At 53.6% G+C, this 15,683-nt stretch carries 17 protein-coding genes and 1 tRNA gene; 12 read left to right on the top strand and 6 right to left on the bottom strand.

The window, feature by feature from the left end; all coding sequences use genetic code 11:
• Positions 1-107: 107 nt before the first annotated feature.
• A tRNA-Thr gene (locus tag AWH62_RS05915) sits at positions 108-182 on the top strand.
• Here AWH62_RS05915 and AWH62_RS05910 read toward each other — a convergent pair.
• On the bottom strand, positions 166-1,722 hold the full coding sequence (locus AWH62_RS05910; RefSeq protein WP_075189565.1) for a recombinase family protein: 1,557 nt from the start codon (positions 1,720-1,722) through the stop codon (positions 166-168). The two genes, AWH62_RS05915 and AWH62_RS05910, sit on opposite strands and share 17 nt — an antisense overlap.
• A complete protein-coding gene (locus tag AWH62_RS05905) occupies positions 1,709-2,050 on the bottom strand; it encodes a hypothetical protein (RefSeq protein WP_075189564.1) in 342 nt (113 codons plus the stop codon). The genes AWH62_RS05910 and AWH62_RS05905 overlap by 14 nt, the downstream gene beginning before the upstream one ends.
• Before the next feature lie 315 nt (positions 2,051-2,365).
• On the opposite strand from AWH62_RS05905, the gene AWH62_RS05900 reads away from it, so the two are divergent.
• Both AWH62_RS05900 and AWH62_RS05895 read left to right on the top strand, forming a co-directional pair.
• Positions 2,366-2,740 carry a hypothetical protein gene (locus AWH62_RS05900; RefSeq protein WP_143742957.1) on the top strand — a complete coding sequence of 125 codons (375 nt, stop codon included), beginning with the start codon at positions 2,366-2,368 and terminating at the stop codon, positions 2,738-2,740.
• 418 nt (positions 2,741-3,158) lie between these two features.
• Positions 3,159-3,680, top strand: a complete 522-nt coding sequence (locus tag AWH62_RS05895; RefSeq protein ID WP_075189562.1) for an antirestriction protein ArdA — start codon at positions 3,159-3,161, stop codon at positions 3,678-3,680.
• A gap of 3 nt (positions 3,681-3,683) precedes the next feature.
• Here AWH62_RS05895 and AWH62_RS05890 read toward each other — a convergent pair whose 3' ends face one another.
• On the bottom strand, positions 3,684-4,268 hold the full coding sequence (locus AWH62_RS05890; RefSeq protein ID WP_075189561.1) for a recombinase family protein: 585 nt from the start codon (positions 4,266-4,268) through the stop codon (positions 3,684-3,686).
• Positions 4,269-4,456: 188 nt separating this feature from the next.
• Between AWH62_RS05890 and AWH62_RS05885 the strand changes: the two genes are divergently transcribed.
• The gene (locus tag AWH62_RS05885; protein WP_143742956.1) at positions 4,457-5,041 is read left to right on the top strand and encodes a hypothetical protein; all 585 of its coding nucleotides are present in this window, start codon (positions 4,457-4,459) and stop codon (positions 5,039-5,041) included.
• Here AWH62_RS05885 and AWH62_RS05880 read toward each other — a convergent pair.
• The 3 genes from AWH62_RS05880 to AWH62_RS05870 form a co-directional block, all read right to left on the bottom strand.
• Positions 5,038-5,418, bottom strand: a complete 381-nt coding sequence (locus AWH62_RS05880) for a hypothetical protein (RefSeq protein WP_143742955.1) — start codon at positions 5,416-5,418, stop codon at positions 5,038-5,040. The two genes, AWH62_RS05885 and AWH62_RS05880, sit on opposite strands and share 4 nt — an antisense overlap.
• Positions 5,382-5,840: a hypothetical protein gene (locus tag AWH62_RS16785; RefSeq protein WP_143742954.1), complete on the bottom strand. Its 459-nt coding sequence runs from the start codon at positions 5,838-5,840 to the stop codon at positions 5,382-5,384. Before AWH62_RS16785 ends, AWH62_RS05880 begins: the two co-directional genes overlap by 37 nt.
• Positions 5,841-6,013: 173 nt before the next feature.
• Positions 6,014-6,886, bottom strand: a complete 873-nt coding sequence (locus AWH62_RS05870; RefSeq protein ID WP_158025577.1) for a hypothetical protein — start codon at positions 6,884-6,886, stop codon at positions 6,014-6,016.
• A 395-nt stretch (positions 6,887-7,281) separates the two neighbouring features.
• Between AWH62_RS05870 and AWH62_RS05865 the strand changes: the two genes are divergently transcribed.
• The 8 genes from AWH62_RS05865 to AWH62_RS05835 all read left to right on the top strand — a co-directional run bounded on the left by AWH62_RS05865 (position 7,282) and on the right by AWH62_RS05835 (position 15,682).
• Entirely contained in the window at positions 7,282-7,572 is a 291-nt protein-coding gene (locus AWH62_RS05865; RefSeq protein ID WP_143742952.1) for a hypothetical protein, read from the top strand.
• Positions 7,569-7,946 carry a DUF3768 domain-containing protein gene (locus AWH62_RS05860; protein ID WP_075189555.1) on the top strand — a complete coding sequence of 126 codons (378 nt, stop codon included), beginning with the start codon at positions 7,569-7,571 and terminating at the stop codon, positions 7,944-7,946. Before AWH62_RS05865 ends, AWH62_RS05860 begins: the two co-directional genes overlap by 4 nt.
• A 2-nt stretch (positions 7,947-7,948) precedes the next feature.
• Complete coding sequence (locus AWH62_RS05855) at positions 7,949-8,284, top strand: hypothetical protein (RefSeq protein WP_075189554.1); 336 nt, start codon at positions 7,949-7,951, stop codon at positions 8,282-8,284.
• Between the two features lie 121 nt (positions 8,285-8,405).
• Positions 8,406-8,993, top strand: a complete 588-nt coding sequence (locus tag AWH62_RS16780; RefSeq protein WP_143742951.1) for a hypothetical protein — start codon at positions 8,406-8,408, stop codon at positions 8,991-8,993.
• 207 nt (positions 8,994-9,200) lie between these two features.
• A complete protein-coding gene (locus AWH62_RS05850) occupies positions 9,201-10,244 on the top strand; it encodes an SIR2 family protein (RefSeq protein WP_075189553.1) in 1,044 nt (347 codons plus the stop codon).
• Entirely contained in the window at positions 10,241-12,094 is a 1,854-nt protein-coding gene (locus AWH62_RS05845) for an ATP-binding protein (protein WP_075189552.1), read from the top strand. The genes AWH62_RS05850 and AWH62_RS05845 overlap by 4 nt, the downstream gene beginning before the upstream one ends.
• Positions 12,095-12,214: 120 nt before the next feature.
• Positions 12,215-12,922, top strand: coding sequence for a hypothetical protein (locus tag AWH62_RS05840; protein ID WP_075189551.1), 708 nt, complete (start codon positions 12,215-12,217; stop codon positions 12,920-12,922).
• Positions 12,923-13,813: 891 nt separating this feature from the next.
• The gene (locus AWH62_RS05835; protein ID WP_075189550.1) at positions 13,814-15,682 is read left to right on the top strand and encodes a triacylglycerol lipase; all 1,869 of its coding nucleotides are present in this window, start codon (positions 13,814-13,816) and stop codon (positions 15,680-15,682) included.
• Position 15,683 lies beyond the last annotated feature (1 nt).

Below are 15,683 nucleotides of genomic sequence, written 5' to 3'. Positions count from 1 at the left end.
CATGCAAAAGGTCATGTCGAACGCTGCAGATGACGTCAAGACTCTCTTGGCGCGGCGACAGGCTTGCGTTATATGCCCGGCTCTCGCTCGCCGAAAGGCGACCCGGCGCCGCTATAGCTCAGGGGTAGAGCGTTCCCTTGGTAAGGGAGAGGTCGAGTGTTCAATTCACTCTAGCGGCACCATTCTCATTTCTTGTCCACAAAACAACCCTAACACCTTGAACGGCAAGGTGGTTTTTGGTGTTCTAAATCCATTTTCGCGGCAGTATTCGAGATGCTCGGAAAATGCCATGCGAAGCAATGGGCGCTGCAGCTCAAAACACCCTGTTTTCCACGCCTTAAGAGGGTTGGAGAGCACATTCAGGGCATGTTCAAACAACTCACCGAAGCGGCCCTCGACGCGTGGCGTTTTTGACGCCCTCTCCTGCGCCAGCAGCTTCTTGCGCTCCAGTTCCTCGATGCGGCTTTCATAGGCGGAAATCACGCGCGGCGAGTTGGCGCTAAGGATGCAATCGACCAACCGGCCAATTTCCTTTTCCAGCCTGTCGGCCTCGTCTGCGAATTTGCGCGACGCATGCTCTATCTGCGCAACGCGCTGTGTCCAGGCTTCCTGGAATATTTCTTTCGCGATGCCGGCGACGTTGGGCTTTGGCTGAATTTCAGCGAGCAGCGCCGCAAAGCGGGATTCGATGAGGGCGCGAGGAATGGTTTTGCCGTAAACCGCGCAGCCTTTCTCTCGACAAAAGTAATACGGATATTTCTTGCATTTGCCCTTGGACCAACCGGCCGTGAGCGGCGTCTTGCAGCAATCGCAAACTACCGCCCCCCGAAGCACAAAATCCTCGGTGATATCTTTGCGGGTGGGCGCATAAACCCCGGCAGCGAGTCTTGCCAGAACCGTCTCGTGCGTCTCGAAGCTGATAATCGCCGCGTGCTGGCCCTTGCGCAGGGATACGCCCAGATAGGGCGCTGACACCAGACCGGCATAGATATGATGGCGTAGAATTTCGACCACGCGCTGCGGCGCGATTTCACCGTTCGAGTTGCGCCGGATCGGCAATTCCGGGCGGGATTCCAGATAGCGCTTCACTTCGGCCTGTGACGCGAAGCGGCCTTCGGCAAAGCCCTCGATAGCTTCCCGGATGATCGGGGCTATCATTTCATCGGGGACGAGCACCTTGCCGCCGCGCGGGGATTTCTCGTAGAGATAGCCGATCGGCGCTCTTGTGACGTGGAATCCTTTTTCCAGACGCGCGCGGCGGCGCTCGCGGTTTTGCCGGGCGTTTTGTTCCCGCTCCAACTGCGCCTGGGCGGCGAACATGGTTTCGGAAAACCGGTTCTCCGGCGTCTCGTCCAGCGTGAAATTCAGGAACTCGACGCGAACGCCGCGTTCGCGCAGCATCCGCCGAAGAAGCAGGTGGTTTTCCGTCTGTCTGGCAAATCTCTTGTGATCGTCGAATATAGCCACATAATTCTTGCCGCTGTGCCGGTTGGCATCGACGTGCGCGAGCAATGAACGGATCGTCGGGCGCTCGGTAAGCGCATAACCGTCGGACATGCTTTCAAGAAAGACTTCCTCGACGCGATAACCGTTGATCTCGGCATGCTTGCGGCAACGATGTTCCTGACTGTCGAGCCCACTTCCCCGGAGCTGGCTGCGGTCGGACACCCGGCAGCAAATCAGCGCGGTCCATTCAGTATCCACTCGATCAACGTGATTCATCGAAACTACCTCTGACCGAACGCGAATTTGCTGCGGGCTCGGTCTCATTTTTATCAATTAAAACAGCATCTTTTGATGATAGCATGTCTGCCAGAGCCGCATCCAATTCTTTCGACCGGCTTTCATCGCCCTGTGGACAGATTCCCTCGAATTCGATCCGAAGGCCAAAATCCAGAATGAGGACAATAATATCCCATATCGCCTTCAAAAACGCCTCGCCCTCTTCCGGCGATACGGCGGGATCGTCCAGCAGGTACTGGAATTTCGCCGCATCGAATTCCAGGGCGGGCGGGGAAACGGCGGCGGGCAGAATATTGTCCTCAGGCATGGTGGGCTCCTGTTTGTCTTTCCGGGCGGATCACGGGCCGGCTAGCCGCCCGCGCCGCGCGATAGTGCGGCGAACGGGCGCGTCTCGCGTGCGATAATCCGATTGTTGTTGAAGGTTAGGCGCACAAAAATACGCGCTCGGGAGGAATGCCCCGGCGCGCTCAAAATGCTTTTCTACCTATTTGTTTCAGAGTACCCCGAATTTCCTGGCTCGTCCAGAATTCTCACAACAAATACAATCGCATGACGCTTTCTATATTCGGCATATTGTTGTATTTCATGGGAACGAACCAACCCTATAATCGGAAGACGCAGGATGGCCCCCGCAAAGAAAAACGACCTTGCAGAGATGGCGAAAACACTGACCGCAATGTGTGTCCGCAACACGGAGATCGAGGATATTCACGCCGGGCGCTACCCTGTCACTAGAACAGGCGATTATTCAGATGTCAGAGTGATCGATGCGGACGGGAACGAGTTTTCATGGGCGGACGCCTCCCATATTTCCGATGAAGAAATGAAGATGTTGATGAAGGGCGTCGTCAATCGGCTCTACGCCTTTTTGATGCAATGCGACGATCCGGCCTTTGATCGGTTTATCTACTATCACGCTCAATTTACGCGCGGATGGGACGATCCGGTAGTCCACCCATCGCTTGATTGCGAGAAGGCCGCATCTTTATTCATCTAGCGCCAAGGCGCGCCGAACCAGATGTCGAAAATCTGGTCAACCGCCGCCCCAACCGGATCGACCAGCGCAGCGCTCGCGAGCAAGGCCCGGCGCATTCAAGATGCGGCTCTGCGCTCCTATTCACAGCTATAAATTACTCAATAAATACAATTTCATGAGGCTTCTTGGCATCCGGGCGGGCTCTATGGCCCTGGGGCCACCAAGCCCCGCTATGCGGGTCTTGGCCCATGCAGGTGACGATCCCTGATGCAAGGGCTTATGGCTTCGCCCTCAGCGCACTTCGCCAAAAATAGACGGTCTCCCGAGGCGCGGGCCGCTGGCCCTGTGCCCGCCGTCGATTTTTGTCTCCGTTTGCACACCCATCCTCGCCGGAAGGCAGGGGTTGCATGCGCAACCCTTACCCAAAGGAGATTTGAAGATGGAGACGCAAAAAGCAGAAATCAGAATCTATGTGGCCTGTTTGGCAGCCTACAATAACGGGCGTCTGCATGGCCGCTGGATCGACGCCAACCAAGATGCAGGCGCGATCCGCGCCGAGGTCGCGACCATGCTCAAGGCCTCTCCGATCCCCAGCGCCGAAGAATGGGCCATTCACGACTATGATGGCTTCGAAGGCGCGCCGATCAGCGAATATGAAGGTATCGACAGCGTGGCAGAGAAGGCCGCATTTATTGCCGAACATGGCGAGCTTGGCGGTAAGCTGATCGAGCATTTCGGCGGAGAGCTGGAATATGCCCGTTGCGCCATCGAAGACCACTATATGGGTCAATATGCCTCGTTCGCTGACTTCGCCCGCGAGTATACGGAGGAGAGCTTCACTATACCGTCCGCGCTGGATGGCTATATCGACTTTGAAGCAATGGGGCGGGACATGACCCTGTGCGACGTATTCGCCATCGAACTAGGCTTTGAGAACCTGCATCTCTTCTGGAGCTGCTGACCGCTACCCGGCAACCGCCCGCCATACCGTGGCGGGCGAAACGCCAAAGCGCCGCGCCGCTGCGGCATAGCTGACGCCGTCGCGATGGACCGCCCGGCGGGCTTCGCGCACCTTTTGTGCGCTCAGCCGTTTTGGGCGGCCGAGCCGCTTGCCGCGCTCCCGCGCAGCCTCCAGCCCGGCCAAGGTGTTCTCCCGGATAAGGTCACGTTGGAACTCCGCCACAGCGCTAAACACATGGAAGACCAGTTTGCCGCCAATCGTCTGCGTGTCGATACCCTCGCTCAGGGCACACAGATGGATGCCGCGCGCATGAAACTCCCGCAGCAGCGCCGCCAGATGCTCCACGGAGCGGCCCAGCCGGTCGAGCTTGTAGATGACCAGAACATCGCCCGTCCGCAGATAGGCCAGAGCCCTGTCCAGGCCGGGCCGCTTGGTCTTCGCCCCGGAGACGCCGTGATCGTGGAAGATCTGCTCACACCCGGCACGCCGCAGCGCATCCAACTGGAGATCGAGCTTTTGCGCCTTCGTCGAAACCCGCGCATAGCCGACCAAGCGGCCCGTTGCTTCCAACTGTGGCCCGATCACCATGGCGAACCTCCCGAGCTTGGCCTAAGCCTTTCAAAAACGATGGGTTTTGAAATCCGGCCATCTCGGCCTCCCTCGGCTGGGTGCGTTCGCACAATGCCCTGAGAACGCGTGATTTTCAATATTGAATAAAGCATACAGCATCACCATTTCATAAATGATCGTATTTGCAAGCTATAGAATTGCGAACATTGAATCTGCATCGCAATTTTCTTGCGTATTTGCGCAATCAATGCTATGTTTTGCCCAAATTTAATTACGTTATTGTTTTGAAGATGAGTGCATTTGGAAGATTGAGACAGGGATTTGCAGCGGCGACAGCAGCGACTGCGCTTTTCGCAGCCCCCGCTTGTGCGCAGGACGACACCGCGCCGAGCTCCACCAAATCAATCGCGGGCTCAGAGCTGGCCTCTACGGTCACGGATATCCACTTCCTCGATGATGCGGATGATGCCGCGTCTGAATGGGTTGCCAATCGGTCAGATAGGGTCGCCGTGTCCATCCGCTTCGGCGGTGCGACTACCTACACACCGGAGTTTATTCAAAGCGAGATTGAGCGGGTTCTTGAAGGGAGCGGCATAACGAATGCGGTCTTTTTCTGGGAACATGGCCTTGAAAATGGCAGCACTTCTGTCGCTTTGGAGACGGACGAGATGACCTTCGGCCCATTTGGATTAAACGGAGAGCTTCTGAGCCAGCACATCCCTGACACTGCGAGCCAAATCCGCTTCAATAGCCGATTGACGGTTGCTGAGAACACAAACACTTTGAACTAAGATGGGCTGCCGAAGCTTGCCTCTGATGTCGTGCTCACCATGGCATCCCTGATGCCGTCTGTTCGTTCCTCAAGCTCCTGATCGATGGCGGGCTCCACGTCAGGCGATAGCCTGTCAGCCTCACGTCGCATCGCTCTGATTTCATCAAATGAGTCAATGGTATCGGTTGCCGTGCGCTTTTCTTCTGGTGTCGAGTTCGGGTCATTCAATACGTCGATTGCATTGTCTACGACGCGGGCATCGTATCTGGCTTGCGCCCACTCCGCATACTGACTCAATTCAGGATCATTGGCGTATTCAGGCCTGATCTGACCTGTTTCAGGGTCGATCATCCGTTCAATCAGCTCATCTTCCAAGCGCGCCCGGTAATCCTCCATGCTCTCGCCCGGCTGGCGTTCCGGTATTTCATCGGGATCCATAACGCGATTTGCGATTTCCTCGCGCCATGCGTCGCCAAATCGTGCTTCAAAAACGTCTTCAAGCGCGGCGGCATCGGCCGCTCGGCGATCCGCGAATCCTGCGCACTACTGAGGGCATCCAGCATCACGGCCCGGTCGGTGCGCTCCTTGCGCTCCCTCTCATCGGCTTTTGCCGCATCCTCGGCAGTCTGACGCGCCGCGCCAACGGCCTGGCTGATCTCGCCAGTGCCTTCCGCAACGCCGGAAAGCTGACGCTGGAACGCCCGCTGGTCCTGCATGTCCTGCGCATCTTTAAGGCGGCGCATCGCCGCCTCGGCCGCATCCGGATCAAACCCCGGACGCGTCGCGTCATTGAATTCCTTTGAATACCCCAGTGACATTAATCACACCCTATTGTTCGTCTATCGTGGCCTTTGTGCCCGATTTAGTATTATGGTAAATAAAAAAAGTTAATATTTGCTTATAAAGTGAACAAAAGCTAACTTTATATTCAAATTTATAATGCCGTAGAAATGTTCAGATCAGGTAAAGTTTGCCTTGGATTTTATCTATTTTACAAAGCCTTATCGGGCAGGCTCCGCCAAGCCGCCAGCGTCCATTCGATCAACCTGACCGGCACAGTGCCTGGAGGGTTGTTTATCCAGCCGGAAATCTTGCTCGCGCTCAGCCCAGCGGGCTGATCGGCTTTGACCCGGCGCAAGAGTTCGGTTTGCGATACGCCGGTTCTTTCTCGCTCCGCTTCCAGATCGGCGCGGTCCTGCGCGGTGAAGGTCCGCCGCTCGCCCGTGGATCGGCCACCCTGATAGGGGTATTCGACAGTTTCCGATTTGGCCGCTGCATCGGGCAGTGCAGCATAGGCCTTGAGGACCAGCTCCCACAAATCCGACCGGACGCTTGCAATATTGCCGTTTGCCCATTGGGACAGATCGGTAGGGGACAGCTCTTGCGGAGACAGACCGACTTGCCGCAATAAAGCTGTCCAGCCGACTTTGGTGCGGCGCGACTCTGCGACCAGCCGCGCGCGGCGGGCAGGCGTCAGCTTCAGCCTTGCCGGTATCGTGTGCCATCGCTTGACGACATAATCGTAGTGATCCGCGCGAACGTGCGTCATGCGTCCGTCAAGCCAGGCGTAGACAGCGTTCGAGTTCACGCCCGCTGGAGCATCCTGCGCGCCCGTAAACAGAGCTTGCGGCCCAATCCCGGTGCTTCGCCTGAGATGTTCGAGTTGTTCGATCCGCGCCTTGTCGAGCGGTATTCGCTGCGCCCGCATTCTTGCCCGCGTCGGCGGCTTGTCGGGCAGTTCCGCATAGGCCGCCAGCACGAATTCAAGATGACGTTCCATTGCCGATTTTGTCGTGCCGGCAAACCAGCGATGCACCATCACGCCCCTGAGGTCATCCGGTGCGCCCTGGGCATGGCGCAGCAATGAGTGCGCGCCTACGCCTGTACGCTCGCGCTCCGAGATCAATTGCGCTCGAATTTCCGGAGTGAGGGGAAGCCTGTCCATGACTCGATGAGGCCGAAGCCGGTTCGAGCTTGTCAAAAACTACCGGATTTCTCCCGCGTAATTCCTGTGGGCAGATTGGCCATGACTTCCCGCGCTACGGCCAAATGAAAAATTCCATCCATTTGCTGAAAGTCTACCCCATGTCGTCGGCGTTGCCCTGACGGCCCGTCAATGGGCGGCCCGCGCCAGCCTTGCCTGCGTTCGTTTCGAACTTGTCTACGGCCCGTGTGGCCCATGACGGGATGCCGCCGCCTGCGGCTGTCCGCCTTTCATCGGACCGGAATTCACCGGCCGAGCAACGAAAGGAGGACACCATGTCCAATCAAACCCAAACCCCGACCAAGAAGTCTCCGCCCGTCTATCGGCTGTGCTTCTCCGCCAAGAACGGCACTGATCGCAACGGTCAACCGACCCTGGCTTACCCCGTCGAAATCGGCGCTGTCTTCGAACGCCGCGAGCGCGACAAGGGCCTGATCGCCAAATTCACGATCATCCCGACCGAACTCAAAGACGGTGTGCTCTTCCTGATGCCGGCAGATACCGACCGCCGTCAGGAAAGCGATCTCTTCGAGGCCGGCGTCGAAACCGCGGAGGCGGGGCAGTGAGCCCCCGCCTTTCCCGCACCGAGCGGATTGCGAAGCTGAATGATCAGCTTCGCGCCCGCGTCGGGCTCCCGGTCTTTCTCGGCGAGAGCGAGCCGGATTTGGGAGTGACCGTCATGACGCGCGGTGTCGCAGCGCTTACGCCGGAACAGATCATCGAAGCCTGGATGTGCGTGCGCAGTTTCGCGGACTTCACCGAAGGCAACGATCCCTACGGCGAGCGCGACTTCGGTGGTTTCACCATCGAATGTGCCGGGCGTCTCTTCTGGAAGATCGACTACTACGCCGATCGCGCGTGCGACAGCGGCAGCGAGGATCCGGCAGACCCGGATCGCAGCTACCGCGTCCTCACCATCATGCTGGCGGAGGAGTACTGATCATGACCAGACCTCTGACCCATGCGGACAAGCTGGCGGCCTTCACGGCCGCCACACGCTCTCTCATCCACTGGTATGGCGAAGAGATCGCCGCCGGCGTCACCGACGCGCGGCTTGAAGAGCTTCTTGGGCAGGCGCTCGGGATATTCGGCGGCTCTGGCGGCCCCAATCAGATCAGCCTCGCCTTCCAGGGCGCAGGCCTGAAAATCTGGGCGTGCTGGGAGACGGTCAACAATGTAACCGACAAGCCGATCTTCCAAGGCAAAGCCACCGTGAAGATGGCCCGCGAGGTCTACAACATCCCCGATCCGTCAAACCGACAGTTGAAGCTACTTTAACGTTCAACGCCGATCTCAGGAACCGCGCCATACGTCCTTGGCGTCAATCGACAACCAGAGGCTTCATGGCCGTGGTAGGCTTTGATTCTATCGCCTGAGGACTTCAACGTATGAGCACGCAATGACCGACCGAATTATTGCGCAAGGATTGGGATGGACAATCGCTAGGACGGATGTCGCGGACACGCTCGTTCCATACGGGCAATCGCCTGTCCGAGATGATGGCACCCAAAATTACGGCTGGATCGATCTGCGAAACCGGCCTGACTTGGTTTCAGAAATTCCAGAGTTGAGAAAGTCCCAAGGCTTAGGTGAACTCGTGCGTGCAATGGCAGCACCCGCCTCACAGGTGATGTCCGGCGGATGCGAATGCAGCGAATTTGCGCGGGATATCGATCCACCTATCTCTGTCGGCGGCTTCGTGACCGTTATGTTTAGGGACGTCGAACGCAACCGGTCACCAGACACTTTTGTTACTCTGGCCGAGTACCTGCTCGCCGGTATCGAGCCAACGGACCAACATAACATTGGATTCGAATTCATCGTCGAACCACTGAAGAGCTTCTTCGGACATGAGGGTTGCTTCGGCCTCATGGTCAAACCATTTGGAAGCGGCGCCAATAGCAATCAAGCATGGGCCGCCTTTGACTATGCGGCATCAGCGCTCGCTCGTTCATTGACCAGGCACCGCCGACAGCGCACTACCTGACAAAGTGACCCAGGTTGAACCTTCCTTGCACCACGGCCGAGGGCATAAGCCCTCAATTGAATCGTCCGCAAGATGTGCGCGGGGTAGTACCCGCGCATCTTGGCAAGGGAGATGCTGCGCTCTCCCGTTGCATCCCTCTAGCTTTTCGATCGTCCAATCAAGGATTGTAATGCATGCTGATTTCTTTATAGTTTTCAAAAGGTAAAAATGACAGAGTCGACCAAAATGGCAAAGCAGATCTCATGGATTGGCGACGACTTTCGCGCAGCTTTCACTAGCTATCTTCAATCGGGCAATATCAACTTCTTGATCGGCTCAGGCGCTTCTATGCCCGCAATAAGCGTCGCTTTCGACATTGAGACCCAAATCGATGCTCTGGTTAGGGCTGGAAATATCCAAGAAGCAAATGCCATCGCGTATGGCTTCATTCGCGATTTAATCGCCGGAAGCTCTGCTGGAAACGAAAACCCCAATGGGGCGATGACGCTTGAAGCCTATAAGCAGTTTATCGCCGCGTTGGATCAAATTCTGTTCGCCAGAAAGAGCTCGTTGTTACCCCGCCAAGCCACAATTTTTACAACGAATTATGACCCGTTCATTGCGCGAGCGTGCTCTCAAACTGCCGGCCTCGTACTGAATGATGGCTTCGAGCGAACATCAGAGACTCCTCTCTCACAAACCTTTCGACCAGAAAGGTTCTTTGATCGAACCTACCGCGCAGGCTCAGTTTTTGGCCGAAAGTCCGAGCTACCAACTGTCAATTTGGTGAAACTGCACGGCTGTTTGTCCTGGGTAAAGGAAGATAGCTCCATTTTCCTGAGGAGCGATGAATTGAATACCTTATCTGATGCCGATTCAAAGAATCCTGTTAAAGTCGAAGAGTTCCTTGTCCGCTGTTTCTTGATTCTGCCAAATTTCCGCAAATTCCACGATACTTTATTTGAGCGCGTCTACTATGATCAGCTTCGAATTTTCGCGAATTCCTTTGAGCAAGAAAATGCTTTGCTGATTGCCATTGGCTTCTCGTTCCGCGATGAGCACATTCTTGAGATTACAAAGCGAGCACTGCGAAACCCTACATCTCAAATTGTACTTCCAGCTTACGACGCGGCGGCAGCGGACGACTTCCTGAAAGCGTTTGAGCATCAATCAAACGTGCTGGTCGCGGTTCCGGAAGATGGCGAAATAATCAATCTCTCAACGTTCGCTTCCCTATTGTCGAGCGTATCGCCTCTGGACGCGCCAAAATGACGGAACAGCGCCTGGAAAAGGAAGCGGTGCTGCGAATTGGGGAGGTCGTTGCCCTAACTGGTCGCAAAATTTTTGTTGCTGTGGACCAAGACAAGAATCTGGCCGAGCTTTTTTTTGACGGAGATCTTCTGCGAAACGTCGCAGTCGGAAGCTACCTCGATATCAAAAAGGGCTTCATTAGCCTCATCGCAAAAGTGGAGGGCGAAAATGCCCAAGCCATCGACGAACGCGGAGCGACAAGAACCTTCCAGAAAGAAGGAACTCGCATTTTGGTCCTCACACTTGTTGGTTTCGTTGATCGAAAGGGTAGTTTCACGGGAGGGACCAAAGAGCTTCCTCTGGTTGGTGATGAAGCATTTTTGCTCACTCGTGAACGGATTCATCAAATTCACAACCTTATTGGAAGCCAGGCGGACCTATCGATTAAGTTTTCGCAATCTGATTACGAGGGATACGAAATCAGCTTTCCAATTGATGGCTTACTAAACAGCCACATTGCGATCTTCGGCAACACCGGAAGCGGTAAATCCAACACCCTCGCCATCATATTTCAGAAGTTCATCGAAGCGTTGCGGAGTCGGAATACCGCTGCATTCATATCGAATTGCAAAATTTTGCTCTTTGATTTCAACGGGGAATATACCGCTCCATCCTGTCTGACAGAGCACAAAGTGGTTTACAGGCTATCCACTCGCGTGGATGGGGCCAGCAAGATACCGCTATCCCCGGACGAGCTTCTTGATCTCGAAATATTATCTGTACTTGCCGATGCCACAGAAAAAACTCAGAAGCCGTTCCTGCGTCGGTCCATAAGCCTATTGAAGAAAGTCCGAAATTCCGACGACCCTGAGGGCTATGCACAAAATATTCTCCGCCAGCAGATAACTCTGATTCTACAAATGTCAGATAAAATTAGGGCAAGTCTTTTGCTTGACTATCTCAGACAGTTGCTCCCATTGACGGTTGATGGCAATGGCGTTTCCTTAGAGTTGGATCATGACTTGGATTGGCACAACCAATCCCAAGAGTTCACATGGAATGGTAGTTTCCTAAGATCAAACCCCGGTTCAATTCCGAATACGAGCGTGTACCAACAAGCGAGCCAGTATGCTAGAAGCGATAATTTAATAAAAGAAATAATAGACTTTACTTATATTCAGTTGATTTATGATGTGCTTTCCAATCGCGCTCTGAACGAACATGTCGCGCCCGCAATAAACAAGCTGAAAAGCAAACAAGATGATATCCAGAAAATCTTCGACACCGAATCTGGAACGGATTTGTTTTCTGAAAATGTAGCGGTTGTTGCTTTGAATGATGTAAATTTGGACATGCGAAAAACGGTCCCGCTTTTGTTGGCTCGTTTAGCATATCGAACTCATAAAGAGTCATTCAGTGGTAAGTCGCTCAACATAATTATTGACGAGGCCCATAATATTCTTTCAAAAGAATCGTTTCGAGAAGCCGAGAGTTGGAAAGATTATAGACTTGAGACCTTTGAGGAAATTATCAAAGAAGGGCGCAAATTTGGCGTTTTTGTTACAATTGCAAGCCAGCGACCCAGCGATATTTCTCATACAATAACTTCGCAAGCGCACAATTATTTCATTCACCGCCTAATAAATCAGAGGGATCTGCAATCGATCGCAAGCGCTGTGTCATACATTGATCGCATCACCGAAGAATCCATCCCAACCCTCCCAACGGGCACTTGCATTTTCAGTGGGGTTGCTGGGCAGATGCCGCTGAAGATTACCGTCCACCCGCTCGACAAAGAACTGCAACCGTGTAGTGCCACTCTTAAGTACGCTGATTGTGTGCCCGATCCGTTGGGCGACTTGTTGGGCTAGTCGAGCCAGCCGACACGTTCGGGGTTGCGATTGAACGCGGCATCAGATTCACGCTAAGAGGTGGTTGCAATCCTCGACGTGTGGGCATGCTAAGACTGTAGTGACAAAGCGAGGTGAGGCATGGTGGAGCTTACGATCCCAACTGAAGAAGCAAGCGCCATTGGAATTCTCGATGCGGATGAACTGAGACGATTGATCGACCAGTCTATCCGTGCGGAAAGCTCCACAGCGCTACACCAGCTATCCTTGGAGAGATGCGGACCGTACATCTCACAGGCGCTCCGGCGGTTTGAACGTGCTGTCGCAGCCCACGACAAAGCGAAGTCAGCTCGAAAACGTGAACAAACCGGGCGTGACCTTTGGCGTGAGGGTCATGGCCTATCTCACGCAGTAGACGCGATGAAGGGCCGCCTAGAAGAAGAACGTGAAGACGCTAAGCTCTTTGTCATCGACGACCGAATTCTGCCGCCATACTACTTCACTGAAAATTTGAGCGTAACAATCCACTTTCGATGGCGAAGAGGCGTTGAAGACGAGTGGACCCATGGGCGCATCAGGTTCACTCACACTGTAGAATTCCGTCCTGACTACTCGGCGCCTAAACCGAAGCGGAAACCCAGCAAATTAATGCTCGAACGCGAACGACAGCAGAAGCTCTATCACGCTTGGGAGCAGCTTATGCGAGATGGACTTTATACGCTCCGTGACTACTTCAGAGATGATCGCGACGGGGCGGAGATCCCAGAATCTTTTGAAGCGGTTGTGGATCCGTATTCCCACACGCTCAACAACTACAGCACCGATTTCTGGCGCAAGCGGTCTGGATGAAGCCTTCATAGATATCAGGGGCTCTACCCCTCCCGCTGATAAAGGGAGCGGCTCCTGAGGTGAGGCCGATGGCCGGGCGCACGCCGCAAGAGAACGGAGTGCGGCGGGCGAGGCTAAAAACAAGCAACATGGCAATCACCCCTGACACACCTTAATTTATCTGCCCATCTATCCGGAAACCTAAAACTGGTTCAGATTGATAAAGAACATCAAAACGGGTGTATTCAAACCATGGCGCTGAAGCATGCATCCCATTGGCGGGCAATTCGATCATCCAAGTTTCGAATTGAACGAGAAACGTTATATTTCGACAGGACGCCAATGGTTTCCTACGCCGAACAAAAGTTGATGAAGATGCATGCTGATCTCATCTGCCTAAAGCCTAATAGACGTGTACTCGATGTGGGAATAGGGTTGGGCCTCTTTGCATCTGAAGTGATCAAGAAGCCAATTGGTTCGTATACGGGCATTGATATTCATCCAGAAGCAATTAGGCAAGTGCTTCGCACTGTAAAGCCTTCCCATCCAGGGACACCTTTTTCAGTTCATCTTGGGCCTTGGCAGGATGTTCTGCCTTCTTTGCAGATTTTCGACAGTATAATGTACGATAGCTGGTCACCACCCGGATGTGGTGAGCGGGATTTGAAGCGCTTTTTACTCGCGCTTTCATTGCGTCACATGGATAGTGGTAGTCGCGTAGCGATATTCACCTCCGGCGAGCCGCGAACCTCGCGTTTGAAAATAATTAAATTCCACTTCTGGCGTGTAGATGTATACCGACACACTATATCGGACCTAGGCTTCCGAGATACGTTTAACACCGAAAGCTTATCAATAGTCATAGGCTCTCACCCAAAACGACTAGGAAAGTGGGGAGAAGGATAAACGCTGATGCCTTCCGACGATCAGTCCGTAGAGCCTACGAAGGATACGCTAGTCATATTTATACATGGGCTGGGTTCGGATTTTCGTTCGACTTGGTCCTCAATGATGGGGCTCGTGTATCAAGACGAATTGTTGTCCGAATTCGTGGAATGTTCCTATTTCAACTACCCTAGCGCCATAGTTCGACTTCCATTTCGTGGATTGTCAATGAAAATTCAAGAGCTTGCCAAGGCTCTGGAAACGCACATAAGAGCCCACTACAGCCATTATAAAAACATTATTCTGGCCTGCCACAGCCTTGGTGGGCTTGTCGCTAAGCGCTATTTAATTTCGTGCATTAGATATAATGTACCGCATAATGTGAAGGGTATACTATTTTACGCGACTCCCCATAGGGGTGCGCATATCGCTTCTTTAGGGTCTCTATTTTCTTGGAGACACAACCACCTTGTTCAACTTCAACAAAACTCAGATCTTAGCCGACAGCTCGATGAAGATTGGGCTCTATATTCATGTGACGATCGGTTTCAGGCTATTTACATCGTGGGGGGGCAGGACGGCATCGTCTCAGTCGAGAGCGCCTCTAGTACCGACGCTGGAAACACCGAAATCATAGTGGATCGGAACCATATTAATATTACACACGTAAGAAATTTCTCTGATTTGGCTTATCTTATTCTAAAAAATTCGCTGATCCAGATGCGTATTCAGCCCTCGGACGACATTGTTGCGCTACGGGCAGCTTTAACCGAGTGCAACGAAGCTGCCACTCTTACAATACTGCAAAATGTTGGGCGCCTTTACCCGGAGAAGGAGCGAAGCTCAGTATTTATGAACTTGCTAATTCTTGTTCAGGAAACATTTGGCGCGACTAGCACTTGTGGCCTTTGGGCCCAATACCTTTTGTTGCTGGATCATCTTTTTCACGAGAGAAAATCTAAACACCCCTTGTTTTCACAGGAGATCTTGGATCAGGCAAATAAAGTCGGCATGGGAATCTTGTTCCACGCCGAACAAGTTGAAGTTTATCGAAAAAATGGAGACCAAGAGCGCGCTGCCGAGACGGCCAACGCGCTCTTACCAATGATCCTCTCCACGAGATCGCCAGCTTCCGGCGCGGAGGCCTACTATTTAGCTACCGCACATTTTTTAATTGCTAATTTGCTGCGCGATGGTGGCGACTATAATTCGGCAGTTGAACAGCTAGAGCTTGCGGTAAAGTACTATAGACCGAGCATTATCTCCCACCAGGTTGAGCTCGCGCATTGCGTTTACGCGTTAAATATATGCCGGATCGTGAATCAGATGCCCACGCAGCAAACCGATTACTCGCAGATCGACCCATCTCTACGTCGGTTTAGCCATGCGCTATTTTCTTTGAACCTATCCCACGAGGCTTGGCTGCGGGGCGACTATTCTGAAGCGGTGCAAGAAGCCCAACGTGCGAGGACAGAATTTTTAGGGATCGGGTTTGGATCTTACTCCGATCGAGCGAACAGAATTCGCAATCTCATTGAGGCGTGGAGGCGTTTGGAACTTGGTGCCACAGTCGGCGAGCTGACCGAGTTTTTGGGTGACTATGAGCCGATTGTCCGACAGCTAATTGAACAGGGAAGCCAAATGGACCAAGTTTATGATTGGCTACAATCGACTCGGCCTTCACGAGTCATCGGCATTCTGCAATTTGGGAGCGCATTTGGCGATAAGTGGTCGTTTGAGGCGCGACCGTTCCGCTTGCCACCTCTTATTCGCATGGTGGGTGAGCGGGTTGATTGGTCTCAAGATAGTGCAACGTCGCTTTCAGAGGCCGATTTCAAATTACGTGCGCATCTTAAGGTGAAGCACCCGTCCCGCGTGCCACTATTGCTACACTAGA

It is taken from the genome of Maricaulis sp. W15 (assembly GCF_001924955.1).
GTDB classification, from domain to species: Bacteria; Pseudomonadota; Alphaproteobacteria; order Caulobacterales; family Maricaulaceae; genus Maricaulis; species Maricaulis maris.
The sequence above is the reverse complement of the archived record's forward strand: the minus strand, read 5'-3'. Positions and strand labels throughout refer to the sequence as shown.

What these genes read in the sequence shown, in the direction of transcription:
- AWH62_RS05910 (WP_075189565.1), bottom strand. Translation starts at nt 1,722, where the DNA reads ATGAATCACGTTGATCGAGTGGATACTGAATGGACCGCGCTGATTTGC.
- AWH62_RS05905 (WP_075189564.1), bottom strand. Translation starts at nt 2,050, where the DNA reads ATGCCTGAGGACAATATTCTGCCCGCCGCCGTTTCCCCGCCCGCCCTG.
- AWH62_RS05900 (WP_143742957.1), top strand. Translation starts at nt 2,366, where the DNA reads ATGGCCCCCGCAAAGAAAAACGACCTTGCAGAGATGGCGAAAACACTG.
- AWH62_RS05895 (WP_075189562.1), top strand. Translation starts at nt 3,159, where the DNA reads ATGGAGACGCAAAAAGCAGAAATCAGAATCTATGTGGCCTGTTTGGCA.
- AWH62_RS05890 (WP_075189561.1), bottom strand. Translation starts at nt 4,268, where the DNA reads ATGGTGATCGGGCCACAGTTGGAAGCAACGGGCCGCTTGGTCGGCTAT.
- AWH62_RS05880 (WP_143742955.1), bottom strand. Translation starts at nt 5,418, where the DNA reads ATGGAGGATTACCGGGCGCGCTTGGAAGATGAGCTGATTGAACGGATG.
- AWH62_RS16785 (WP_143742954.1), bottom strand. Translation starts at nt 5,840, where the DNA reads ATGTCACTGGGGTATTCAAAGGAATTCAATGACGCGACGCGTCCGGGG.
- AWH62_RS05865 (WP_143742952.1), top strand. Translation starts at nt 7,282, where the DNA reads ATGTCCAATCAAACCCAAACCCCGACCAAGAAGTCTCCGCCCGTCTAT.
- AWH62_RS05855 (WP_075189554.1), top strand. Translation starts at nt 7,949, where the DNA reads ATGACCAGACCTCTGACCCATGCGGACAAGCTGGCGGCCTTCACGGCC.
- AWH62_RS16780 (WP_143742951.1), top strand. Translation starts at nt 8,406, where the DNA reads ATGACCGACCGAATTATTGCGCAAGGATTGGGATGGACAATCGCTAGG.
- AWH62_RS05850 (WP_075189553.1), top strand. Translation starts at nt 9,201, where the DNA reads ATGACAGAGTCGACCAAAATGGCAAAGCAGATCTCATGGATTGGCGAC.
- AWH62_RS05845 (WP_075189552.1), top strand. Translation starts at nt 10,241, where the DNA reads ATGACGGAACAGCGCCTGGAAAAGGAAGCGGTGCTGCGAATTGGGGAG.
- AWH62_RS05840 (WP_075189551.1), top strand. Translation starts at nt 12,215, where the DNA reads ATGGTGGAGCTTACGATCCCAACTGAAGAAGCAAGCGCCATTGGAATT.
- AWH62_RS05835 (WP_075189550.1), top strand. Translation starts at nt 13,814, where the DNA reads ATGCCTTCCGACGATCAGTCCGTAGAGCCTACGAAGGATACGCTAGTC.